Annotated in this window: 21 protein-coding genes and 1 tRNA gene; 15 read left to right on the top strand and 7 right to left on the bottom strand. The window is 63.3% G+C overall.

Annotated elements, in window-relative coordinates:
• Positions 1-22: 22 nt before the first annotated feature.
• Genes MOP87_RS04060 through MOP87_RS04050 form a run of 3 tightly spaced genes read left to right on the top strand, consistent with a single transcriptional unit; the run spans position 23 to position 3026 of the window.
• Positions 23-481 (top strand): tripartite tricarboxylate transporter TctB family protein, encoded by a 459-nt coding sequence (locus MOP87_RS04060; RefSeq protein WP_049696475.1) that lies wholly within the window; start codon positions 23-25, stop codon positions 479-481.
• Positions 482-484: 3 nt separating this feature from the next.
• On the top strand, positions 485-1999 hold the full coding sequence (locus MOP87_RS04055) for a tripartite tricarboxylate transporter permease (protein ID WP_023534356.1): 1515 nt from the start codon (positions 485-487) through the stop codon (positions 1997-1999).
• Positions 1992-3026, top strand: coding sequence for an AbrB family transcriptional regulator (locus tag MOP87_RS04050; protein ID WP_088522933.1), 1035 nt, complete (start codon positions 1992-1994; stop codon positions 3024-3026). The genes MOP87_RS04055 and MOP87_RS04050 overlap by 8 nt, the downstream gene beginning before the upstream one ends.
• A 54-nt stretch (positions 3027-3080) precedes the next feature.
• On the opposite strand, the gene ung is transcribed toward MOP87_RS04050, so the two are convergent.
• On the bottom strand, positions 3081-3773 hold the full coding sequence (gene ung, locus MOP87_RS04045; protein WP_088522932.1) for a uracil-DNA glycosylase: 693 nt from the start codon (positions 3771-3773) through the stop codon (positions 3081-3083).
• 126 nt (positions 3774-3899) lie between these two features.
• Between ung and MOP87_RS04040 the strand changes: the two genes are divergently transcribed.
• Positions 3900-5006, top strand: a complete 1107-nt coding sequence (locus MOP87_RS04040) for an enoyl-CoA hydratase/isomerase family protein (RefSeq protein ID WP_110607281.1) — start codon at positions 3900-3902, stop codon at positions 5004-5006.
• A gap of 33 nt (positions 5007-5039) precedes the next feature.
• Here the strand turns inward: MOP87_RS04040 and MOP87_RS04035 are convergent, their stop codons facing one another.
• Complete coding sequence (locus MOP87_RS04035; protein ID WP_027914562.1) at positions 5040-5450, bottom strand: hypothetical protein; 411 nt, start codon at positions 5448-5450, stop codon at positions 5040-5042.
• Positions 5451-5665: 215 nt separating this feature from the next.
• Between MOP87_RS04035 and MOP87_RS04030 the strand changes: the two genes are divergently transcribed.
• From MOP87_RS04030 to MOP87_RS04015, 4 genes are all read left to right on the top strand, one after another.
• Positions 5666-7138, top strand: coding sequence for a diguanylate cyclase (locus MOP87_RS04030; protein WP_110607282.1), 1473 nt, complete (start codon positions 5666-5668; stop codon positions 7136-7138).
• A gap of 1 nt (position 7139) precedes the next feature.
• Complete coding sequence (locus tag MOP87_RS04025; RefSeq protein ID WP_027914560.1) at positions 7140-7364, top strand: cysteine-rich CWC family protein; 225 nt, start codon at positions 7140-7142, stop codon at positions 7362-7364.
• A complete protein-coding gene (locus tag MOP87_RS04020) occupies positions 7354-8046 on the top strand; it encodes a pseudouridine synthase (protein ID WP_027914559.1) in 693 nt (230 codons plus the stop codon). The genes MOP87_RS04025 and MOP87_RS04020 overlap by 11 nt, the downstream gene beginning before the upstream one ends.
• A 111-nt stretch (positions 8047-8157) precedes the next feature.
• Positions 8158-8231, top strand: a tRNA-Gly gene (locus MOP87_RS04015).
• A gap of 48 nt (positions 8232-8279) precedes the next feature.
• On the opposite strand, the gene MOP87_RS04010 is transcribed toward MOP87_RS04015, so the two are convergent.
• Together MOP87_RS04010 and MOP87_RS04005 are read right to left on the bottom strand one after the other, a co-directional pair.
• Positions 8280-8714: a DNA methylase gene (locus tag MOP87_RS04010; protein WP_242810152.1), complete on the bottom strand. Its 435-nt coding sequence runs from the start codon at positions 8712-8714 to the stop codon at positions 8280-8282.
• Positions 8711-8935, bottom strand: a complete 225-nt coding sequence (locus MOP87_RS04005) for a DUF2188 domain-containing protein (RefSeq protein ID WP_128610797.1) — start codon at positions 8933-8935, stop codon at positions 8711-8713. The genes MOP87_RS04010 and MOP87_RS04005 overlap by 4 nt, the downstream gene beginning before the upstream one ends.
• A gap of 251 nt (positions 8936-9186) precedes the next feature.
• On the opposite strand from MOP87_RS04005, the gene MOP87_RS04000 reads away from it, so the two are divergent.
• Complete coding sequence (locus MOP87_RS04000) at positions 9187-10197, top strand: DUF4917 family protein (protein ID WP_242810151.1); 1011 nt, start codon at positions 9187-9189, stop codon at positions 10195-10197.
• A gap of 81 nt (positions 10198-10278) precedes the next feature.
• Here the strand turns inward: MOP87_RS04000 and MOP87_RS03995 are convergent, their stop codons facing one another.
• Both MOP87_RS03995 and MOP87_RS03990 read right to left on the bottom strand, forming a co-directional pair.
• Positions 10279-11484: an SAM-dependent methyltransferase gene (locus MOP87_RS03995; protein WP_242810150.1), complete on the bottom strand. Its 1206-nt coding sequence runs from the start codon at positions 11482-11484 to the stop codon at positions 10279-10281.
• 66 nt (positions 11485-11550) lie between these two features.
• The gene (locus MOP87_RS03990) at positions 11551-12168 is read right to left on the bottom strand and encodes a membrane protein (RefSeq protein ID WP_028687224.1); all 618 of its coding nucleotides are present in this window, start codon (positions 12166-12168) and stop codon (positions 11551-11553) included.
• Positions 12169-12353: 185 nt separating this feature from the next.
• Here MOP87_RS03990 and bglX point away from each other — a divergent pair, with 185 nt between their 5' ends.
• From bglX to MOP87_RS03960, 6 genes are all read left to right on the top strand, one after another.
• Positions 12354-14645: a beta-glucosidase BglX gene (bglX, locus tag MOP87_RS03985; RefSeq protein WP_242810149.1), complete on the top strand. Its 2292-nt coding sequence runs from the start codon at positions 12354-12356 to the stop codon at positions 14643-14645.
• Between the two features lie 104 nt (positions 14646-14749).
• Entirely contained in the window at positions 14750-16507 is a 1758-nt protein-coding gene (locus MOP87_RS03980; RefSeq protein ID WP_049696481.1) for an ATP-binding protein, read from the top strand.
• Positions 16501-17835 (top strand): sigma-54 dependent transcriptional regulator, encoded by a 1335-nt coding sequence (locus MOP87_RS03975; protein WP_027914551.1) that lies wholly within the window; start codon positions 16501-16503, stop codon positions 17833-17835. Before MOP87_RS03980 ends, MOP87_RS03975 begins: the two co-directional genes overlap by 7 nt.
• Before the next feature lie 242 nt (positions 17836-18077).
• Entirely contained in the window at positions 18078-19397 is a 1320-nt protein-coding gene (locus MOP87_RS03970; protein ID WP_023534430.1) for an MFS transporter, read from the top strand.
• A gap of 382 nt (positions 19398-19779) precedes the next feature.
• The gene (locus MOP87_RS03965; RefSeq protein ID WP_242810148.1) at positions 19780-20106 is read left to right on the top strand and encodes a hypothetical protein; all 327 of its coding nucleotides are present in this window, start codon (positions 19780-19782) and stop codon (positions 20104-20106) included.
• A 117-nt stretch (positions 20107-20223) separates the two neighbouring features.
• Entirely contained in the window at positions 20224-20829 is a 606-nt protein-coding gene (locus tag MOP87_RS03960; protein ID WP_206405671.1) for a flavin reductase family protein, read from the top strand.
• On the opposite strand, the gene MOP87_RS03955 is transcribed toward MOP87_RS03960, so the two are convergent.
• Positions 20830-21063: a hypothetical protein gene (locus tag MOP87_RS03955; RefSeq protein ID WP_059184111.1), complete on the bottom strand. Its 234-nt coding sequence runs from the start codon at positions 21061-21063 to the stop codon at positions 20830-20832.
• Positions 21064-21077: the final 14 nt, after the last annotated feature.

Below are 21077 nucleotides of genomic sequence, written 5' to 3'. Positions count from 1 at the left end.
GCTACTTACCGAGGATTCCTCCATGATCCTGCAACGCATCTTCGCCCTGATTCTGCTGGCCGTGTGCGCCGCCCTGGCCGTGATGGCCTGGCCGTATCAGGCGGCGTTTTCCTATGAGCCGGTAGGCCCACGTGCCTACCCGCTGCTGATGCTCGGCCTGATGAGCCTGGGCTTGCTGTACATGGCGATCCGCCCCACGCCGATCGTGCACAAGGACGACGAGCCGGCGCTGGACAAGGCGACCCTGACCAAGATCGCCGCCTGCATTGGCCTGCTGCTGATTTTCGCGACCACCTTCGAGTCCCTTGGCTTCATCCTCAGCGCCATCCTGGCCGGTGTGCCCATGGCGCGCCTGTATGGCGGTCGCTGGCTGCACAGCGTCATCGTCGTGGTTGGCATGAGCCTTTTCCTCTACTGGCTGTTCGACCGCGTCATGGACGTGCCCCTGCCCCTTGGCCTGCTGAGCGTACTGGAGAACTGACACATGGATACCTTGAGCTACCTGGGCCAGGGCTTCGGCGTCGCCCTGTCCCCTTACAACCTGGTCACTGCCCTGTCCGGCACGCTGATCGGTACCGTCGTCGGCCTGCTGCCGGGCCTGGGCCCGATCAATGGCGTGGCCCTGCTGATTCCCATCGCCTTCGCCCTGGGCCTGCCTCCGGAGTCGGCGCTGATCCTGCTGGCTGCGGTGTACCTGGGCTGCGAGTACGGTGGGCGAATCAGCTCGATCCTGCTGAACATCCCGGGCGAAGCGTCGACCGTGATGACCACCCTGGACGGCTACCCGATGGCACGCCAGGGTCTGGCGGGCGTGGCCCTGTCCCTGTCGGCCTGGAGCTCGTTCATCGGCGCTTTCATCGCCACCTGCGGCATGGTGCTGTTCGCCCCGCTGCTGGCCAAGTGGGCAATCGCCTTCGGCCCGGCCGAGTATTTCGTGCTGATGGTGTTCGCCATTGTCGCCCTGGGCGGTATGGCCGGCGACAAGCCGCTCAAGACCTTCATCGCCGCCTTGATCGGCCTGTTTTTGTCGGCGGTGGGCATCGACGCCAACAGTGGCGTGTACCGCTTCACCGGTGACAGCGTGCACTTGGCCGACGGCATTCAGTTCGTCGTGCTGGTGCTGGGCCTGTTCTCGATCAGCGAAATTCTGTTGCTGCTGGAAAAGACCCACCACGGCCACCAGGCAGTCAAGGCCACCGGGCGCATGCTGTTCAACTTCAAGGAAGCGGCGTCGGTGTTCGCGGTGAACATTCGCTGCGGCCTGCTGGGCTTCGTGATGGGCGTGTTACCAGGCGCAGGTGCCACGCTGGCCAGTGCGGTGGCCTACATGACCGAAAAACGCATGGCCGGTGCCAGCGGCAAGTTCGGCAAGGGTGACGCCCGTGGCCTGGCTGCACCGGAAACGGCCATCGGCGCCTCCTGCTGTGGCGCCCTGGTGCCCATGCTGACCCTTGGCGTACCGGGTTCGGGAACCACGGCGGTGATGATCGGCGCGCTGACCCTCTACAACATCACCCCTGGCCCGCTGCTGTTCGAACAGCAACCTGACATCGTCTGGGGCCTGATCGCGTCGCTGTTCATCGCCAACATCATGCTGGTGATCCTGAACATCCCGATGATCCGCATCTTCACCCGCATCCTGGCCGTACCGAACTGGGCCCTGGTGCCGGTGATCGCCATCATCACCGGGATCGGCGTCTACGCCGTGCATGCCACCACCTTCGACCTGTTCCTGATGGTCGGCATCGGCATCATGGGCTATATCCTGCGCAAGCTGGACTTCCCGCTGTCGCCGATTCTGCTGGGCTTCATTCTGGGTGGCCTGATGGAGCAGAACCTGCGCCGTGCATTGTCGATTTCCAATGGCGAGCTGGGCATTCTCTGGTCGAGCCCGATCAGCATGGGTGTCTGGGCACTGGTAGCGCTCATGCTCGCGCTGCCCATGGTGCGCATCTGGCGCAAACGCAGCCTGCAGCGCCGGGCCATGGCCGATGCCTGATCGCGCGTTGCCGCTGTACTGGGCAACTGGGCTGGTCGGCCTTGCTGGCGGTTTCGCCGCCAGCAAGGTCGGCTGGCCTTTGCCGTGGATGGTCGGCTCGTTGCTGGCGATCATCGCGGTACGTTGCCTGAGCCCTTGGCAGTTGCCAGAGATACCCAATGGCCGGCGCTGCGGGCAATGCATCATCGGCCTGGGCATCGGCCTGCACTTCACGCCCCAGGTCATCGAGCAAGTGGGCAGTCATTTCGCCCTGATCTTCTTCGGCGCCTTGTTCACCACGGTCTCAAGCGTGCTTGGCGTGTGGTTGTTGCGCCGCTCGGGTGAGGACCGCGCCACCGCGTTCTTTGCCAGCATGCCAGGCGGCTCCGGTGAAATGGTCAACCTGGGTGCGCGCAATGGCGCGGTACTGAGCCAGGTAGCCGCAGCCCAGAGCCTGCGCGTGCTGGCCGTGGTGCTGTGCGTGCCGGCGCTGTTCAAGCTGCTGCTGGGCGATGGCGTAGCGCTCAACCACACCGGCAGCGTCAGCTGGGCCTGGCTGGCCCTCATCGCACCGCTGGGGGTGGCCGCCGGGTGGCTCTGGCAGCGGCTGCAACAGCCCAACCCATGGCTGTTCGGGCCGCTGCTGGTGGCAGCCACCTTCAGCCTGGCCGCCGACTTGCAGATTGCCCTGCCCAATGGCGCCAGTCAGATCGGCCAATGGCTGATCGGCAGCGGCCTGGCCTGCCACTTCAACCGTGCGTTCTTCCGCCGAGCCCCGGCATTTCTGGGGCGCACGCTGGTGGCGACTGCCTTGAGCATGGCCCTGGCTGGCGCTGCCGCCTGGGGCTTGAGCCTGCTGACAGCCTTGGACCTGCGCTCACTGACGCTGGGCATGATGCCCGGGGGCATCGCTGAAATGAGCCTGACCGCCGAAACGCTGCAACTGTCGGTGCCCCTGGTGACCGCTTTGCAAGTGATGCGCCTGCTCTTCGTGCTGTTCCTGGCCGAGCCCCTGTTCCGTTACTGGATGAGCAAGCGGCCCTCATGACCTGTGGGGCCTGACGGCCCTCATGACCTGTGGGGCCTGACGGCCCCGCCTGGCTCACAGCGGTGGCAACGCCCAGTTGATGGGCGCTAGCCCGCGCTGCTCGAGAAAAACGTTGGCACGGCTGAAATGTCCACAGCCAAGAAAACCGCGGTACGCCGACAACGGCGAGGGGTGCACAGACTTGAGCACCAGGTGCTTGGTGCCGTCGATCAGCTTCTGCTTGCTCTGCGCATGGGAGCCCCACAGCAGAAACACCACGTGCTCGCACTGTTCGCTGACCACCTCGATGATACGGTCGGTGAAGAACTCCCAGCCTTTCTTGGCATGGGATGCCGCGTTGCCCCGCTCCACGGTCATGGTGGTATTGAGCAGCAACACACCCTGCTCGGCCCAGCTTTGCAGGTAGCCATGGTTGGGGATGGGAATGTTCAGGTCGCGATGCAGCTCCTTGTAGATGTTCACCAGCGACGGCGGCGTCGGCACGCCAGGCTGCACCGAGAAGCACAGGCCATGGGCCTGCCCTGGGCCGTGGTACGGGTCCTGGCCGAGGATCACCACCTTGACCTGATCCAGGGGGGTGGAGTTGAGTGCATTGAAGATCAGCGGGCCAGGCGGGTAGATCTGCTTGCCGGCGGCATATTCACCACGCAGGAACTCGCGCAACTGCTGCATGTAAGGCTGCTCGAACTCGGCACGCAAGGCGGCTTTCCAACTGGGCTCGAGTTTGATGCGATCGTCGTCAGTCATGTGGGCTTCCGTAAACAATGGGGCGACACTAGGGGTGACACCGACGCTTGTCAAACGATCCGACCAGTGCCCGGCGGGATCGACCAGGCAGGCCATACTTGAGCGGTGACCTGAATGAGGTAAGCCATGAGCATTCACTGCCAAGTCCTGACAGGCGCCGACGGCGCTCGCCTGGGCATCGTCACCCTCGATGCGCCAAGGGCGCTCAATGCCCTCGACCTGCCAATGATAGAGACGCTGGCCGAGCAGTTGCACAGCTGGGCGCAAGACCCGGGCATCGCCTGTGTGCTGCTGCGTGGCAATGGCGCCAAGGCCTTCTGCGCCGGTGGCGACGTGCGGGCGCTGGCCCAGGCGTGCCGCGAGCAGCCTGGCAGCGTGCCACCGCTGGCCGCGTCGTTCTTCGCCGCCGAATATCGCCTGGACCATGCCCTGCACACTTACCCCAAGCCGCTGCTGTGCTGGGGCCATGGCCATGTGCTAGGCGGCGGCATGGGTTTGCTTCAGGGCGCCAACGTACGCATCGTGACCCCCAGCAGCGCATTGGCCATGCCAGAGATCAGCATTGGTCTGTACCCCGATGTTGGGGCCAGTTGGTTCCTGGCCCGCTTGCCGGGCAAGCTGGGGTTGTTTCTGGGGCTCACCGGTGCGCCTGTCAATGCGCGCGATGCGCTGGACCTGGGATTGGCCGACCGCTTCATGGGCGAAGACCGACAAGCGGCGTTGATCGATGAACTGCTGCAGGTGAACTGGCAGGAGCAGACCGCGCTCCAGCTCAACAGCCTGTTCAGGGCTGAGGAGCATTGTGCCCGCCAAACGCTACCCACAGCCCAGTGGTTGCCGCGCCGCGCGCTCATCGACGCATTGCTCGATGTCACCTGCGCAGGCGCTGCCTGGCGGGCCGTGGCGGGCCTGCGCCAGCACGAGGACCCACTGCTCTCGGCAGCCGCCGAGCGCATGCTGGCGGGCTGCCCGCTGACGGCTCATCTGGTGTGGGAGCAGATCCGTCGGGCCCGGTACTTGTCACTGGCGCAGGTGCTGCAGATGGAGTACGCCATGAGCCTGAACTGCTGTCGCCACCCTGAGTTCAGCGAAGGGGTGCGCGCACGCCTGCTGGACAAGGATCACCAGCCACGCTGGCACTGGCCGGATGTGGACCATGTGCCCGCAGCCGTGGTACAGGCACACTTCCAAGCACCCTGGGAAGGCCATCACCCACTGTCGGACCTGCACTAGCGGCGCGTAAGTGCCAGGGTGCTTGTCACCTGATCAGTGTCCTCGTCCACGCCTGTCACCCCAGCCGCCTTGATGTCGACCTCCATCCTGATAGCGCGGGCCATCGTTGCGGTAGTCGTGCCGGTCACGGTCACGCCTGTAGTCCCAGCGCTGGCGATGACCATAATCGTAGCGCGGGTTGCCGTGCCAGCGGCGCACGTCGGGCGGCGGCAACGGTCGGTAGCCGGGCGGCGCATGGTAACGAGGCACCGGTTGGTAGTAGTAGCGCGGTTGTGGCGCCACCGGATAACGACCGTAGCGGTAATAGCCGGGCGCGTAGCCAGGCGAGACATACCGGTCCGTGACGTAATAGTCGGAGCGGTAGTAGGTCGACCGTCCAGCGTACGGCGCACAGGCGCCAAGCGTCAGCCCGAGCAGGGCCACAAGCAGAATTCGATAGGACATAGGCGGCCTCCCGGACCGCTGAGGTGCCCGCACAGCGAACGCTGCCGAGCGTCGATGCACAACACGTTGATCGACATGGAATCAGACAAGCGCCAACTCGTGCAGTGCCATACTGGTAATAATTTGATACAGCTGCAGCTTCCGAACAAAATCTTGCAGTCATTTAGTGCCCGGAACACTAGAATGTGCGGCCCGGCACACATCATGGGAAGATCATGCCTTCACGCTCCGCTCCGTCATCGCAGCGTTCGTTAATCGCCGCCCTGCTGATGCTGCTGGCCTGCGGTTTCCTCGCCACGTCGCTGCTGAGTTATTTCTCCTCGCGCAGCGCCATACGTGACGGCATCATCAATACCGAACTGCCCCTGACTTCCGACACGGTTTATTCGGAAATCCAGAAAGACCTGATCCGCCCTGTTCTGATCGCATCGATGATGGCCCAGGACACCTTCCTGCGTGACTGGGTGCTGGCCGGTGAGCAGGACGCCCAGCGCATGACCCGCTACCTGGGCGAGGTGACGGGCAAGCAGGACATCTTCACGTCCTTTTTCGTCTCCGAACGCACGCTGACCTACTACCAGGCCAAGGGCGTGCTCAAGCAGGTCCAGCCCCAGGCCTGGCGCGATGCCTGGTACTTCCGCCTGCGCGACCAGGCAGCGCCTTACGAGATCAATGTAGATCTGGACATGGCCAACCAGGACAACCTCACCGTGTTCATCAACTACAAGGTGCACGACTATCAGGAGCGCTTCATCGGCGCTGCGGGGGTAGGGCTGAGCGTTTCGACCGTGGTCAGGATGATCGACCAGTACCAACATCGCTATCAGCGATCCGTGGTTTTCGTCGACGCCCAGGGCAAGGTGTTGATGACAGGCTCGGGTGGTGGCCCGCAGGGCCTGCGCGTCGGCCAGTCGCTGGTCGACAGCCCAGACCTGGGCGGCGTGCTCGCACACCAGCCGGTGCCTGGCGAGGGCAGTCATGAATACCGTGACCTTGCAGGCCACAGCCATTTTCTGAACGTACGCCACTTGCCGGAACTGGACTGGTACCTGCTGGTGGACAAGCGCGAGACCGGGGCGCTGGACCGGATTCGTCATTCGCTGTACCTGAACCTGGCGATCTGCGCCATGATCACCCTCGTGGTGGTGGCCCTGGTGCATGCGATGGTGCGCCGCCACCAGGCCAGCACCGAAGCCCTGGCCACGCTCGACAGCCTGACCGGGCTGCCCAACCGACGCAGCTTCGACCTGCTGGCCGCCCAGGCGCTGCGCGAGGCCCAGCGTGACAACAGTCCGCTGGTGGCGTTGCTGATCGACCTGGACCACTTCAAAGTGCTCAACGACACCTATGGTCACCTGGCAGGCGACGAAGTGCTGCGCCAATTTGCCAATGTCCTGCAAGGCAGCATTCGCCAGTCCGATATACTCTGCCGCTGGGGAGGCGAGGAGTTCATCGTGCTGCTGCGTGAGGCCGATGCTTGCCAGGCGAACGAGGCTGCCGAAAAGATCCGGCGCCGCGCCGAGCAACTGACCTTCAGTTACGAAGACCAGCCGCTGCGCCTGACCACCAGCATCGGGGTCAGCCACCTGAAGTCAGGCGACACATTGCATACCCTCCTGACCCGCGCCGACGGCGCCCTCTATCGTGCCAAACAGGCTGGCCGCAACCGTGTCTGCACTGAAACCTGATATGAACGACGATCAACACTGCCCCGCCTGCGGTGCCCTTAACCAGTGCACCCTGGCCGACCCTGCCCAGGCCACCCAGGCCTGCTGGTGCTTCAGTGTGCGCATCGACCCGGCCGTGCTGCAGGCCCTGCCTGCCGAACTGCGCGACCGTGCCTGCCTGTGCCCAAGCTGCGCGGGCGTCGAGGCCCAATTGGCATCGCCTGCTGGTTTCACCCATGCGCCTTGATCGTTTTCTTGCCAACCTGCCGACCTGCAACCGCCAGCATGCGCGCCTGATGCTGGCTCAACGTCGCGTGCGCGTCGATGGCCAGGTAACCAGCGACCCGCTGACGGAAGTGCGGGCGTTCAGCCGGGTCGAGCTGGACGATGAGGTGCTGCAGGCGGGCCACCCGCCACGCTACCTGATGCTGCACAAGCCGGCCGGTTGCGTCAGCGCCACCCACGACCCCCAGCATCCGACCGTCATGGACTTGCTGCCCGACGCGCTTGCGCAGGGTCTGCATATTGCCGGGCGCCTGGACTTCAATACCACCGGGCTGATGATCCTGACCAACGATGGCCAGTGGTCCCGGCGGCTGACCCAACCCACCACCAAGCTGCCCAAGCATTACCTGGTCGAAACCCAGGACGAGATCGGCGAGCACTACGTGGCCCGGTTTCAGGAGGGTTTCCACTTTGCTTTCGAAAACCTGACGACCCAACCGGCCGACCTGCAGATCCTCGGGCCGCGCCTGGCCCGGCTCGCCATCGTCGAAGGGCGCTACCATCAGGTCAAACGCATGTTCGGGTTCTACGACAATAAGGTGGTCAAGCTGCACCGGGAGCGCATGGGCGCCATCGCGCTGGACCTGGACCTGCCGCCAGGGGCATACCGTGAACTCACGCGCGAGGAAATCGCTGCCGTGTAGGCGAGCCTTAGGCGCATGGAGGGGAGCACGGGAAAACGGAGGGAAATGACGTTTTTTTATAACGCGGGCTTCTAATTTGCCGAACGTTCTGGTAAAAAGTGCAGCTCAGATGCGGGTATAGTTTAGTGGCAAAACGAAAGCTTCCCAAGCTTTAGTTGAGGGTTCGATTCCCTCTACCCGCTCCACCTTCAAGCCAGCGTTCACATGGCTTACGCTTCCTCTACCGCCCATCCTCATTGCGCACGTTGATGCTGCAGTACCGGCGCCGCTTCCCGCATGAAAATCTCGAGCGTCTTGGGCCCCACGCCTTCAAACCTCAGCAGCCAAGCGTTTACGTGCGCCATGTCCACTGCGACGTCCAGCAGCACGTGGTCCATTTCCGCTTCAAGCCCTTTGCCCAACCGATGCAGCCGCCGGGCCGTGGATTCGTCGTAGCGTGCGTAACCGGCCTGACCCAGCAGCTTCACCAACGTGTGATGCGGGCACCTCGCCAGCTTGCCCGGTGTGTCCAGGCCGTGGGTATCGACCAGTAGCTGATAGGCCTGGACCGCGACACTGGCGCGAATGCGCTTGCCGATCAGAAAGCTTGCAAGCAACCACTTGTAGAGGCCGCCCCCATGGCACTGGTGCATGTCGATGCCAAGCAGCGCGGCGCTGATCGGTATCAACCCTTGGTGCGCCGCGGGTCAGCGGCACGTGGGTAGGTGCGCTCTTCCTCGAAGGTGCCATCGGCCTTGTGGATCTTCACCGAGGCGGTCTTGCCCTCAAAGAAGGTGGCCAGCGACCCCACCAGTTCTTGCTTGGTCGCGCTGTGTTTCGAGGCACGCGCAGCACCTGCCTTCTTCAGTTCCCACCCGTCGTTGGCAGGGCTTACATGATAGGTGTCCATGAGGGATCTCCTGTTCAGGTAAAGACATGACGATCTACGTGTCGGTGTTGCCGGTGCTGGCTAGGCACTGCACCGTGACCACTCAATACCTTGGAGGGAATGAAGTCCGCTCGTGTTCACTTTCAATCCCCTGCAGATGCCCTCACCCTCACCAATGCACCCTACACGGCGCTGCCAGCTCTGGCACGGCGCACTCATGACCTGGGCTTGGCGTGGTAAAGTCTGCCGGATCCCGCTTTACGGACTTCAGCATGCCCGCACTCGACGCCACTCTCCCCGCCTGGTCAGACCTTGCCGACCAGTACCCCTGCGAAACCCTACTGGTCGGCAACGGCGCAAGCCGGGCCTTCTGGAAGCCGTTCGGGTACTTCTCGCTGTATGAGGAGGCGCAACGGGCCGGGCGCAAAAAGGGCTTGGCCATCAGCGATCAGGCCTTGTTCAAGTCGTTGGGCACTGAGCTCTTCGAACCGGTGCTGACCGCCCTCAACACTACGGTGCGCACCAACGCTGCGCTGGCCATCAACTCGACAGCGCCGCTTAACCGCTATTACTCCATCAAGGAGGCGCTGATCCACGCCGTGCGCAGCGTGCACATGCCCTGGTCGGCCATGCCCGAAGCCGCCCTGACCACCCTCAACCAGGCCCTGCGCGGCTACCGCAACGTCTATACCAGCAACTATGACCTGCTGCTGGTCTGGGCCGTGCAGCACGACCCGAAGGGCTTCGCCGAATTGTTCGACGAGCAGGGTTTTTTCGACGTGCGCCGAACGGCGAGCCAAGGCACACGCGTGCTGCATCTGCACGGTGGCATGCACCTGCTCAAGCTGCCTGACGGCACGACCCGGCAACGCAGTGCAAGCAGCGCTGAAATGCTCGAAGGGTTCGCCGTGAATGTGCCAGGTGAAGTGCCGCTGTTCGTCAACGAAGAGCGCAGCGACGAAAAACTGCGTGCCATCCGGCATTCGGACTACCTCAGCTGGAGCCTCGGCCAGTTGGCCGGTGAACACCAAGGCATGTGCCTGTTCGGCCAGCATCTGGACAGCAACGACCGGCACCTGCTCGAAGCCATTCGCTCAGCCCGGCCCAGCCACCTGGCCATTGCCATACGCCCATTGGGAGAGGCATCGGTCATCAATCAGAAGCGTCATTTCACCAGCCGCTTCGAAGACATGCCGGACACGGCCCTGCACTTCTTCGACGCCCAGACGCATCCGCTGGGGCTGGCAAGCACGACTGTGCAATTGATTGCTCAAGCTGAGTGATCAAGCATGCCTGCAGCATCAGAACGCGCTCATGAGCAGCGAAGCAAGGATGCGCATATCCAAGGCTGGAGCGCATCAGGTTCAAAGCAAACCATCCGCCCGCAGCAACGTTTCAAGGCAATGCGCCTTCACGCCATAGAACGCCTTGAGCTGTTCTATCTTTTCCAGCAAGGCTGACTGATCCGCTGGCTGGCGCCGCTTGACGGCCAGGATCATCTTGTTCTTGTTGGTGTGCTCCAACGATATGAACTCGAACACCTTGGTCTCGTAGCCGCAGGCCTCCAGGTACAGTGCGCGCAGACTGTCGGTGAGCATTTCGGCCTGCTGGCCCAGGTGCAGGCCATATTGCAGCATCGGCTGCAACAGACCTGGGCTGTGCAACTGCGGGCGGATCTGCTTGTGGCAGCACGGTGAGCACATGATGATCGCCGCGTTGCAGCGGATGCCGGTATGGATGGCGTAGTCGGTCGCCACGTCGCAGGCGTGCAGGGCGATCATCACCTCGATGGCATCGGGCACCACGCTGCGCACATCCCCGCATTGAAACTCGAGCCCTGGGTGTTCGAGCCGCGCGGCGGCAGCGTTGCACAGCTCGACCATGTCCTGGCGCAGCTCCACCCCCGTTACCTGGGCATCGCGGCCCAGCGTATTGCGCAGGTAATCGTGCATGGCGAAGGTCAGATACCCCTTGCCCGAGCCGAAGTCGGCCACCCGCAAGCGCTGCTCGCTCGACAAGGGCGCATTGGCCAGGGCGTGGTCGAAAACCTCGATGAACTTGTTGATCTGCTTCCACTTGCGCGACATCGAAGGGATCAGTGCGCCCTGGCCATCCGTTACGCCAAGGTCACGCAAAAACGGTCGGGCAATGTCCAGGTAGCGCTTTTTCTCGCGGTCATGCCCGTTGCTGCCAACGGTTTCCCGGGGCGCCTGGGCGCCATGACGCTGCAGAATGGGCTTGCCCTTCTTGCTGAAGGTCAATTGCAGTTCACCCTCTGCATCGAACAGGTGAGCGTTGCGAAAATGTTCTGGCAGCAGCTCGGCGATGCATTGCAGAGCATCATCGAGCGGCAGGTTGCGGGTGATATCGCGGGTCTGGTGACGGTAGACCAGGGACAGGTTCGCCTGACCCTTGACCAGCAAGGGCTTGGCGATGATGCGTTGCAGGGTCGGGTCGGTGCCCACAGGCCGCGCCAGGACCAGCTTGACCACAGTGTTGCCCTGCAAGCCGGTGCGAAGCAGGTCGAGAAACTGGACGCGCGCATCCGGTGGAGTAGAAAGGGCAGACATGGGCAAACGGTACCTCCAATAGCGGGGGCCGTATTCTACACCCCCGCGCAGTCGGCCAGGGTTGCGTTAGTCGAGGATTACCAGCGGCTGGGGCAAACGCCTGCACGCAAGCGCGCGTGGCGCCTGCTGGCCAAGGAGAAGGCCGCACGCCTCGACGCACTCGATCATGCCCTGCAAGGTTTGCCCTTGGCGAACCTGGCTGGCTAGACGGTCAGTGAGCGCGACCCGCACCGCGTCATCAAGGCAAAGCGCGACCTGCTTGTCCATCAGCAACCGTGCGTACTGCTCGGCCTCGCTGACGAAAATCATGACGCATCCGGCACCTGTAAAGGCCTGAGCGCCAAGGTCGAGAAATTGACGAGTGGCCAGACGCGACGCTCGCCAGCGGCGCCAGGCCCGCGGTACGGTCAAGCGTTCAAGGCGCGGGCTGCGCAACAGCACGCACAGGCCTACGAACAGCAGCACGTTGGCGACGATCAGGCCGCGCACGCTGGGCCAGCCCAGCACCCCGTGCAGCAAGCCTGGCAGCGCCAGCGCCAGCACGGCTGACCAGAATAGTGGGAAATACGCGTAATCATCGGCGCGGCGGGCGAGCACTGCCAGCAACGCGACATCCGTGCGCCGGCCAACACCGGCCATGGCTTCAGCGAGCTGACGCTGGTGGTAGGGTTCAAGCGGGGTCATGCCGTGTTCTCGTGAGCGTTCTTATAGTTGTTTTCCCGGTGTACGGGGCTTCGTCAGCACGCGACGGATTCAGGCATAATCCGCCGCAGGAAGATCTGCGTGCAAATCGTACAACAACAGCCGCCCGAAAACTTCGCCCGTGCGTGTGTCACCGTTGACCGTGCATCGGCCCCCTTACGGAATTCATGATGAAACTGTCTCTGCTGGGCCTGGCCATGGGCCTCGTCAGCCAGGCGGCTGTCGCCGCCACTTCCGCGCCGCCGCTCGAGAACAAACAGGCCTTCATCGACCATCTGATCAGCCAGATGACCGAGGCCGAAAAAATCGGGCAGCTGCGCCTGATCAGCATCAGCCCCGAAATGCCCCGGGAGAAGATCCGCGAGCAGATCGCCGCCGGACGCATCGGAGGCACGTTCAACTCGCGCACGGCACCGGAAAACCGGCCAATGCAGGACGCGGCCATGCGCAGCCGGTTGAAGATCCCGATGTTCTTCGCCTACGACACGGTACATGGCGAGCGCACCATCTTCCCCATCGGCCTGGGCATGGCCGCCACCTGGGACATGGACGCCGTCGCCAAGGTCGGTCGCACGGCGGCCATCGAAGCGGCTGCCGACGCACTGGACATGACCTTCGCGCCGATGGTCGACATCGCCCGGGATCCGCGCTGGGGTCGCACCAGCGAGGGCTTTGGCGAAGACACGTACCTGACGGCGAAGATCGGCCAGGTGATGGTCCGCGCGTTCCAGGGCAGCAGCCCGGCCAACCCGGACAGCATCATGGCCATCGTCAAGCATTTCGCCCTTTACGGCGCGGTGGAAGGCGGGCGTGACTACAACACGGTCGATATGAGCCTGCCGAAGATGTACAACGATTACCTGCCGCCCTACCGCGCTGCGATCGATGCCGGCGCCGGTGGGGTGATGGTTGCGCTGAACTCGATCAACGGCGTGCCGGCCACCTCCAACACCTGGCTGATGAACGACGTGCTGCGCAAGGAGTGGGGGTTCAAGGGCGTTACCATCAGCGATCATGGCGCCATCCAGGAGCTGATCCGCCATGGCGTGGCGCGCGACGGTCGCGAGGCTGCCAAACTCGCGATCAAGGCGGGCATCGACATGAGCATGAACGACACCTTGTACGGCGAAGAGCTACCAGGGTTGCTCAAGGCGGGCGACGTGAGCCAGGCGGAGCTGGATCAGGCCGTACGCGAAGTGCTGGGCGCCAAGTACGACATGGGCCTGTTCAAGAACCCCTACGTGCGCATCGGCGCGGCGCAGAACGACCTCAAGGACTACTACGGCGAGGATCGCCTGCACCGCGACGCCGCGCGCGACGTGGCGCGCCGCAGCCTGGTGCTGCTGGAAAACCGCAAGCAGACACTGCCGCTGAGCAAAGACGCCACCATCGCCCTGGTCGGTCCCCTTGCCGACGCACCGATCGACATGATGGGCAGCTGGGCGGCCGACGGGCGGCCCAACCACTCGGTCACGGTGCGCGAAGGGCTGCGCCGCGCCATCGAGGGCAAGGGCAAGCTGGTCTACGCCAAGGGCTCTAACGTCACCGGTGACAAGGCCATTCTCGACTACCTGAACTTCCTCAACTTCGATGCGCCGGAAATCGTCGACGACCCTCGACCACCTGCAGTGCTCAACGACGAAGCGGTCAAGGCCGCGCAGCAGGCGGATGTGGTCGTGGCCGTGGTCGGCGAATCGCGCGGCATGTCCCATGAATCTTCCAGCCGCACTTCGCTGCAGGTGCCGGCCAACCAGCGCGCGTTGATCGAGGCCTTGAAGGCCACCGGTAAACCGCTGGTACTGGTACTGATGAATGGCCGGCCGCTGTCCATCGGCTGGGAGCGCGAGCAGGCCGACGCCCTGCTCGAAACCTGGTTCGCCGGTACCGAAGGCGGTAACGCCATCGCCGACGTGCTGTTCGGCGACTACAACCCCTCCGGCAAGCTACCGATCACGTTCCCACGTTCGGTCGGGCAGATTCCTATGTACTACAACCACACCCGTATCGGTCGTCCGTTCACGCCTGGCAAACCCGGCAACTACACCTCGCAGTACTTCGAAGAACCCAATGGGCCGCTGTATCCTTTCGGCTACGGCCTGAGCTACAGCACGTTCGAACTGTCGGGGCTCGCGCTTTCAGGCAACAAGCTCAAGCGCGGGGACACGTTGCAAGCCAGCGTCGTGGTGCGCAATACCGGCAAGGTGGCCGGCGAGACGGTGGTTCAGCTGTACGTGCAGGATGTGTCCGCCTCGATGAGTCGCCCGGTCAAGGAGTTGAAGAACTTCCAGAAGCTCATGCTCAAACCCGGCGAAACACGGACCGTGACCTTCAGCATCAGCGAAGAAGACTTGAAGTTCTACAATGGCCAGCTGCAGCGCGTTGCCGAGCCCGGGACCTTCAACGTCCAGGTGGGCCTGGATTCCGAGGCGGTGCAACAGCAGGGCTTTGAACTGCTGTAAGTGTCGACCCTTGACGGCCATTTCGCGGACAGACCGGAGCGGCGGTGCAGCGCTCCGGTTCCGCCAAAGCGGGCCCCTTCCCCACCCATGCGGATCTGCTCCCAATGCCTTTTTCCTTTCGCGCCCTGCGTCTGGGCCTGATCACCCTGGTGATCGTGCTGGGTACCGTGCTTTGTGCCAGTTGGGCCATGCACCAGGCCAAACGCCAGGCCATGGAGGCGGACGCCCGCCGGGCCAGCCAGCAACTGGGGCTGTACGCCAATGCCTTGCACACCCTCATCGACCGCTATCGGGCCCTGCCAGCGGTGCTGGCCCTGGACCCGGAACTGATCGACGCGTTGCGCGGCCCGGTCCAGGAGCAAACGCAGGCTGCCCTGAACCGCAAACTCGAGCGCATCAACGGTGCAGCCAACTCCTCCACCCTCGAACTGCTCGACCGCAACGGGCTGGCCGTGGCGGCCAGCAACTGGCGGCTGCCAACCAGTTACGTGGGCTCCAACTACGGCTTTCGCCCTTATTTCAAGCAAACCCGTAGCCTGGGTAACGGCCGCTTCTATGCCGTTGGCGTGACCAGCGGGGTGCCTGGCTACTTTCTGTCCAGCGCGGTGAATGACGAACAGGGCCGTTTTCTCGGCGCCATGGTGGTCAAGCTGGAATTTCCCGAGCTCGAGCGAGAATGGCGCCAGGGCAGCGACATCCTGCTGGTCAGCGATGCCCGTGGCATTACCTTCATTGCCAACCAGGACGGCTGGCGCTACCGGGAATTGCGCCCGCTGGACGGCGCCGACCGGGCCGAACTGGCGCAGACCCGCCAGTACGACAAACACCCGCTGATACCGCTGATGCACCAGGTGCTGACGCGTTTCGCTGAAAACAGCACACTCAGCCGGGTGCAGGCACCGCAAGGCGAGACCGAGTTCCTGTGGGAAAGCCTGCCGCTGGAAAGCGAGCAATGGACCCTGCACCTGCTGCGCAGGCCCCAGGTCGGAACCGACGCGCGCAATGCTGGCCTGGGTGCTGCAGCGGTATGGTTGAGCCTGGTATTCGCTGCTTTGCTGGTCAGCCAGCGCCTGCGCCTGTCGCGCCTGCGCCAACGCAGCCGCGAGGAGCTCGAGCGCCAGGTCGAGGAGCGCACCCGCGAGCTGCGCACGGCTCAGGAAGGCCTGGTGCAAACGGCCAAGCTGGCTGCCCTGGGGCAGATGTCCGCTGCCATGGCGCACGAAATCAACCAGCCCCTCACGACCCAGCGCATGCAGCTTGAAACCCTGAAACTGCTGCTGGACCACGGGCGTTACGACGAGGCACGCCAGGCCCTGGAGCCGCTGGAGCAGATGTTGACGCGCATGGCGTCGCTGACCGGGCACTTGAAGACGTTTGCCCGTAACAGCCCCGGTGGCTTGCGCGAGCGCCTGGACTTGGCCGGCGTGGTCGACCAGGCGCTGGATTTGTTGCAGGCACGCCTGCATGCCCTGGACGTGCAGTTGGCCCTGTACCTGGCGCGTCCGGCGTGGGTGCGCGGCGATGCCATCCGCTTGGAACAGGTGCTGATCAACCTGCTGAGCAACGCGTTGGACGCCATGGCAGACAAGCGCTACCGGCGCCTGGAAATCCGCATCGAGCCCGATGCGCAGCACTGGCGCTTGAGCGTGCTCGATTCGGGGGGCGGCATCGCGGCCGAGGACCTGCCCAGGATCTTCGACCCCTTCTTCACCACCAAGCCCGTAGGGGACGGCCTGGGCTTGGGCCTGGCGATCTCCTATGGCATCGTGCACGACGCCGGTGGGCAGCTGCTGGCCGAAAACGTACCGGGCGGCGCGCGCCTGAGCATCACCTTGCCTCGCGATCAGGAGCCTGCATGTTGAACTCAGTGATGGTCATAGACGATGAAGCCAGTATCCGTACGGCAGTCGAGCAATGGCTGAGCCTGTCGGGCTTCGAGGTCCAGGTCTTTGCCCGTGCCGAGGACGGCCTGGTGCACATTGGCCGGGACTATCCAGGCGTGATCATCAGCGATGTGCGCATGCCTGGCATGGACGGCCTGCAACTGCTCGAACGGCTGCAGGCCGACGATCCGGACCTGCCTGTGATCCTGCTCACCGGTCACGGTGACGTGCCTATGGCGGTCGAGGCCATGCGCAGCGGCGCCTACGATTTCCTGGAAAAGCCCTTCACCCCCCAGCACCTGCTCGGCAGCCTTCGCCGGGCGTTGGAAAAACGCCAATTGGTGCTGGAAAATCGACGCCTGCATCAGCAGGCAGACCTCAGGACGCGCCTTGAAACCACGCTGCTTGGGGTATCACCAGGCATGCAGCAGTTGCGCCGCCAGGTACTGGATTTGGCCGCGTTGCCGGTGAACGTGCTGATTCGCGGCGAAACCGGCAGCGGCAAGGAGCAGGTCGCCCGCTGCCTGCACGACTTTGGCCCACGCGCCAGCAAACCTTTCGTTGCGCTCAACTGCGCGGCCATTCCCGAAGCCTTGTTCGAGGCCGAGCTGTTCGGCCATGAAAGCGGCGCCTTCACCGGCGCCCAGGGCAAACGCATCGGCAGGCTGGAATATGCCGATGGTGGCACGGTCTTTCTCGATGAAATCGAAAGCATGCCCCTGGCGCAACAGGCCAAGTTGCTGCGGGTGATCCAGGACCAGAAGATCGAGCGCCTGGGTGCGAATCAGAGCATCCGCGTAGACCTGCGCATCATTGCCGCCACCAAGCCCGACCTGTTCGACGAAGCCCGGGCCGGACGTTTTCGCGAAGACCTGGCCTACCGCCTGAACGTTGCAGAGCTGCGCCTGCCGCCCCTGCGGGAACGGCGGGAAGACATCGTCCTGTTGTTCGAGCATTTCGCACAGGCAGCCGCGTCCCGGATTGGCCGCACGGCCCTGCCGCAGTCGGGCCTGCAGTTGGCTCAACTGCTGACCCATGATTGGCCAGGCAATGTGCGTGAACTGGCCAACGCGGCGGAGCGCCACGTGCTGGGACTTGGTTCGCCCATGCCAGAACAGGCGCCTGCCGGGCAGTCGTTGGCTGAGCGCGTGGAAGCATTCGAGGCGCAGTGCCTGCGTGCTTCACTGCGCCAACATGCCGGTGAGATCAAGGCGGTGATGCAGGACCTGCAAATGCCCCGCCGTACCTTGAACGAGAAAATGCAGCGTCATGGGCTGGTTCGGGACGAATTCGTCAACGCACCGTAAGCGGAAACTCGCCGACGTCTACGCCCTAATGAGCGGGATCTTGCCTATGCAGGTGAACTGGCCTGCCGCGGATCTCTCCCTTAGTGCGTCGCGCGTTCGGCGCAACGCCATGATTCATACGGGTTTCACCCAAGCGCGCACCCAAACGAAGCAATCGCGCCTCTTTTTGGCACACCTTCTGCAAAAGCTACTGCAAGCTGCGCCCTGCGCGCTTTCACAACAACAATGAGAAGGTGTCCCTGATGGATAACGCTACCTCCCTGCCTACCGGGGCGGCCGCAACGCCTGCCGCGCCAAGAACCACTGCCAGTCGCCTCAAGTCGATCTTCAGCGGTTCGATCGGCAACATGGTCGAATGGTACGACTGGTACGTCTATGCAGCGTTCTCGCTGTATTTCGCCAAGGCTTTCTTCCCGGCCGGCGATTCCACCGCTCAACTGCTCAACACCGCCGCCATCTTTGCGGTGGGCTTTTTGATGCGCCCGATCGGTGGCTGGCTGATGGGCATGTACGCCGACCGCAAGGGCCGCAAGGCTGCACTGATGGCCTCGGTGCTGCTGATGTGCGCAGGCTCGCTGGTGATCGCCCTCACCCCCGGCTATGAAACCATCGGTGTGGCAGCGCCGGTCCTGCTGGTGGTCGCTCGCTTGATGCAAGGGTTGTCGGTGGGCGGTGAGTACGGCACCTCGGCCACCTACCTGAGCGAAATGGCCAGCAAGGAGCGTCGAGGCTTCTTCTCCAGCTTCCAGTACGTGACGCTGATTTCGGGCCAGCTCATCGCCCTGGCGGTACTGATCGTTCTGCAACAGACCCTGACCACCGAGCAGTTGTACGCGTGGGGCTGGCGTGTGCCGTTCGTGATCGGTGCCCTGTGTGCGGTGGTGGCCCTCTACCTGCGACGGGGCATGGAAGAAACCGCGTCGTTCACCAAGAAGGAGAAAGCCAAGGAAAGCCTGATGCGCACCTTGATGCGCCACCCCAAGGAACTGCTGACCGTGGTCGGCCTGACCATGGGCGGTACCCTGGCCTTCTACACCTACACCACCTACATGCAGAAATACCTGGTCAACACAGTCGGGATGAGCATCAGCGATTCGACCACCATCTCGGCCGCGACGCTGTTCCTGTTCATGTGCCTGCAACCCCTGGTGGGTGGGCTGTCGGACAAGATCGGCCGGCGCCCTATCCTGATTGCCTTCGGGGTGCTCGGTACGCTGTTCACGGTGCCGATCCTCAGCACCCTGCACACCATCCAGACCTGGTGGGGCGCGTTCTTCCTGATCATGGCCGCGTTGATCATCGTCAGCGGCTACACCTCGATCAACGCGGTGGTGAAGGCTGAGCTGTTCCCCACCGAAATCCGCGCCCTGGGCGTTGGCCTGCCCTACGCCCTGACCGTGTCCATCTTCGGCGGTACGGCCGAATACGTGGCCTTGTGGTTCAAGAGCGCCGGCATGGAAAGCGGCTTCTACTGGTACGTCACAGGCTGCATCGCCTGCTCGCTGTTGGTGTACGCCACCATGAAGGACACCAAGCAGCATTCGCGGATCACCACCGACTAAGCCCATCCCACGCTTAGCACTGCTTCGGGCGCCTAGAGGGCGCCCGATTTCGTTTGGCCACGCCGGGCCTCGTCGGATCATCCAGGCGCCAGCCCTCCTCTGCAGGCCCAGCTTGCACCTTCCCTTCCCGCACTGGCACGACGTTCGTCCGACGCGCTTGGCTTAATGGCCCATTAATCACACTCCGGCACATTACCCCATCAGCAAAAGCGCCAGTACCTGCGCCTCGAAACTCCCCGGGCTGCCTGCGTTCCAGCCCAGGTGCGCGCTCCAATCAATCGGATAAATAGATTATTAAGCACGATTTTTAGCGCTTTTTAATCGCATTAATCGGCGTAGCATTCATTTTATCGAAACGACACACCTACTCTGGAGCATCCCCATGAAAAGCAAATTCATCCTGACCCTCGCTCTTTTCGCATTTGCCGCAGGCGCATCTGCCGAAGATGGATTCGATCGCACCCATGCGCATACCTTCGCAGCGGCGCCTGCTCAGGCCACCGGCTATGCCGAGGACGGCTTTGACCGCACAGGTGGTCAGCGCTTCGCAGAAGACGGTTTTGACCGCACCGGTGGCCAGCGCTTCGCAGAAGACGGTTTCGACCGCACCGGTGCCCAGCGCTTCGCCGAAGATGGTTTCGACCGCACCGGTGGCCAGCGCTTCGCCGAAGACGGTTTCGACCGCACCAACGCCCATGGCATTAGCTGATAGTAGCCATGCGCACTCAGCCCGGCTTTCGCCGGGCTCCAGCATTCCCAGTTGGCTTCAGGCTTGGCACACTGGTCGCCTCTCAAACCAGGAGGTGGGCCGGCAAGCCCAGCGCAGATGTATTACTACGAACCCGCCAAAGGCCATGGCCTACCCCATGATCCATTCAACGCCATCGTCGGCCCTCGCCCGATCGGCTGGATATCTTCGCAGGACCAGCAAGGCCATTTGAATCTCGCGCCTTACAGCTTCTTCAACGCCTTCAACTACATTCCACCGATCATCGGTTTCTGCAGCGTCGGGCGCAAAGACAGCCTGAACAATATCGAGCAAACCGGTGAATTCGTCTGGAACCTGGCCACCCGCCCCCTGGCCGAGCAGATGAACCTGAGCTGCTCGGCGGTATCGCCTGAGGTGAACGAGTTCGAACTCAGCGGCCTGACGGCCACGCCGTCGAGCGTGGTACAGGTGCCACGGGTAGGGGAAACCCCTGTGGCGTTCGAATGCAAGGTGACGCAGATCGTGCAACTGCAGCGCGCCGACCAGGCGTTGGTACCGAGCTGGTTGATCCTGGGCGAAGTGGTGGCGGTGCACATCGCCGAGCGCCTGCTCAAGGACGGCATCTACGATACCGCAGCGGCCGAGCCCATCCTGCGTGGCGGTGGCCCGGCGGACTATTTCGAGCTGGGCAACCTGTTCAAGATGCCCAGGCCCAAAGCCTGATCACCAGATCAGCTCACCCGCCTCGCCGACACCTTGCAGGCGTTGCAACTCGCCCGTGGCCGCCTCGTCCGCAGCCACGGCGCCCTTGAACACTTGCCCATCGAGCACCTTGTGAAAGCGCGGTGCACCGCCCATGCCCATGGCCTTGACGGCAATGGCTGCGTGGTAGCCACCGCCTTCGGCCGGCACCATTGCCGACACGGCTTCGAACTGGGGAAACTCTCTACGTGCCATCTTTGCCATACGCC

This window comes from Pseudomonas sp. I3-I5, from assembly GCF_022699445.1.
GTDB lineage: Bacteria > Pseudomonadota > Gammaproteobacteria > Pseudomonadales > Pseudomonadaceae > Aquipseudomonas > Aquipseudomonas fulva.
Note: the sequence above shows the minus strand (reverse complement) of the source record. Positions and strands in the feature narration are given on the sequence as shown.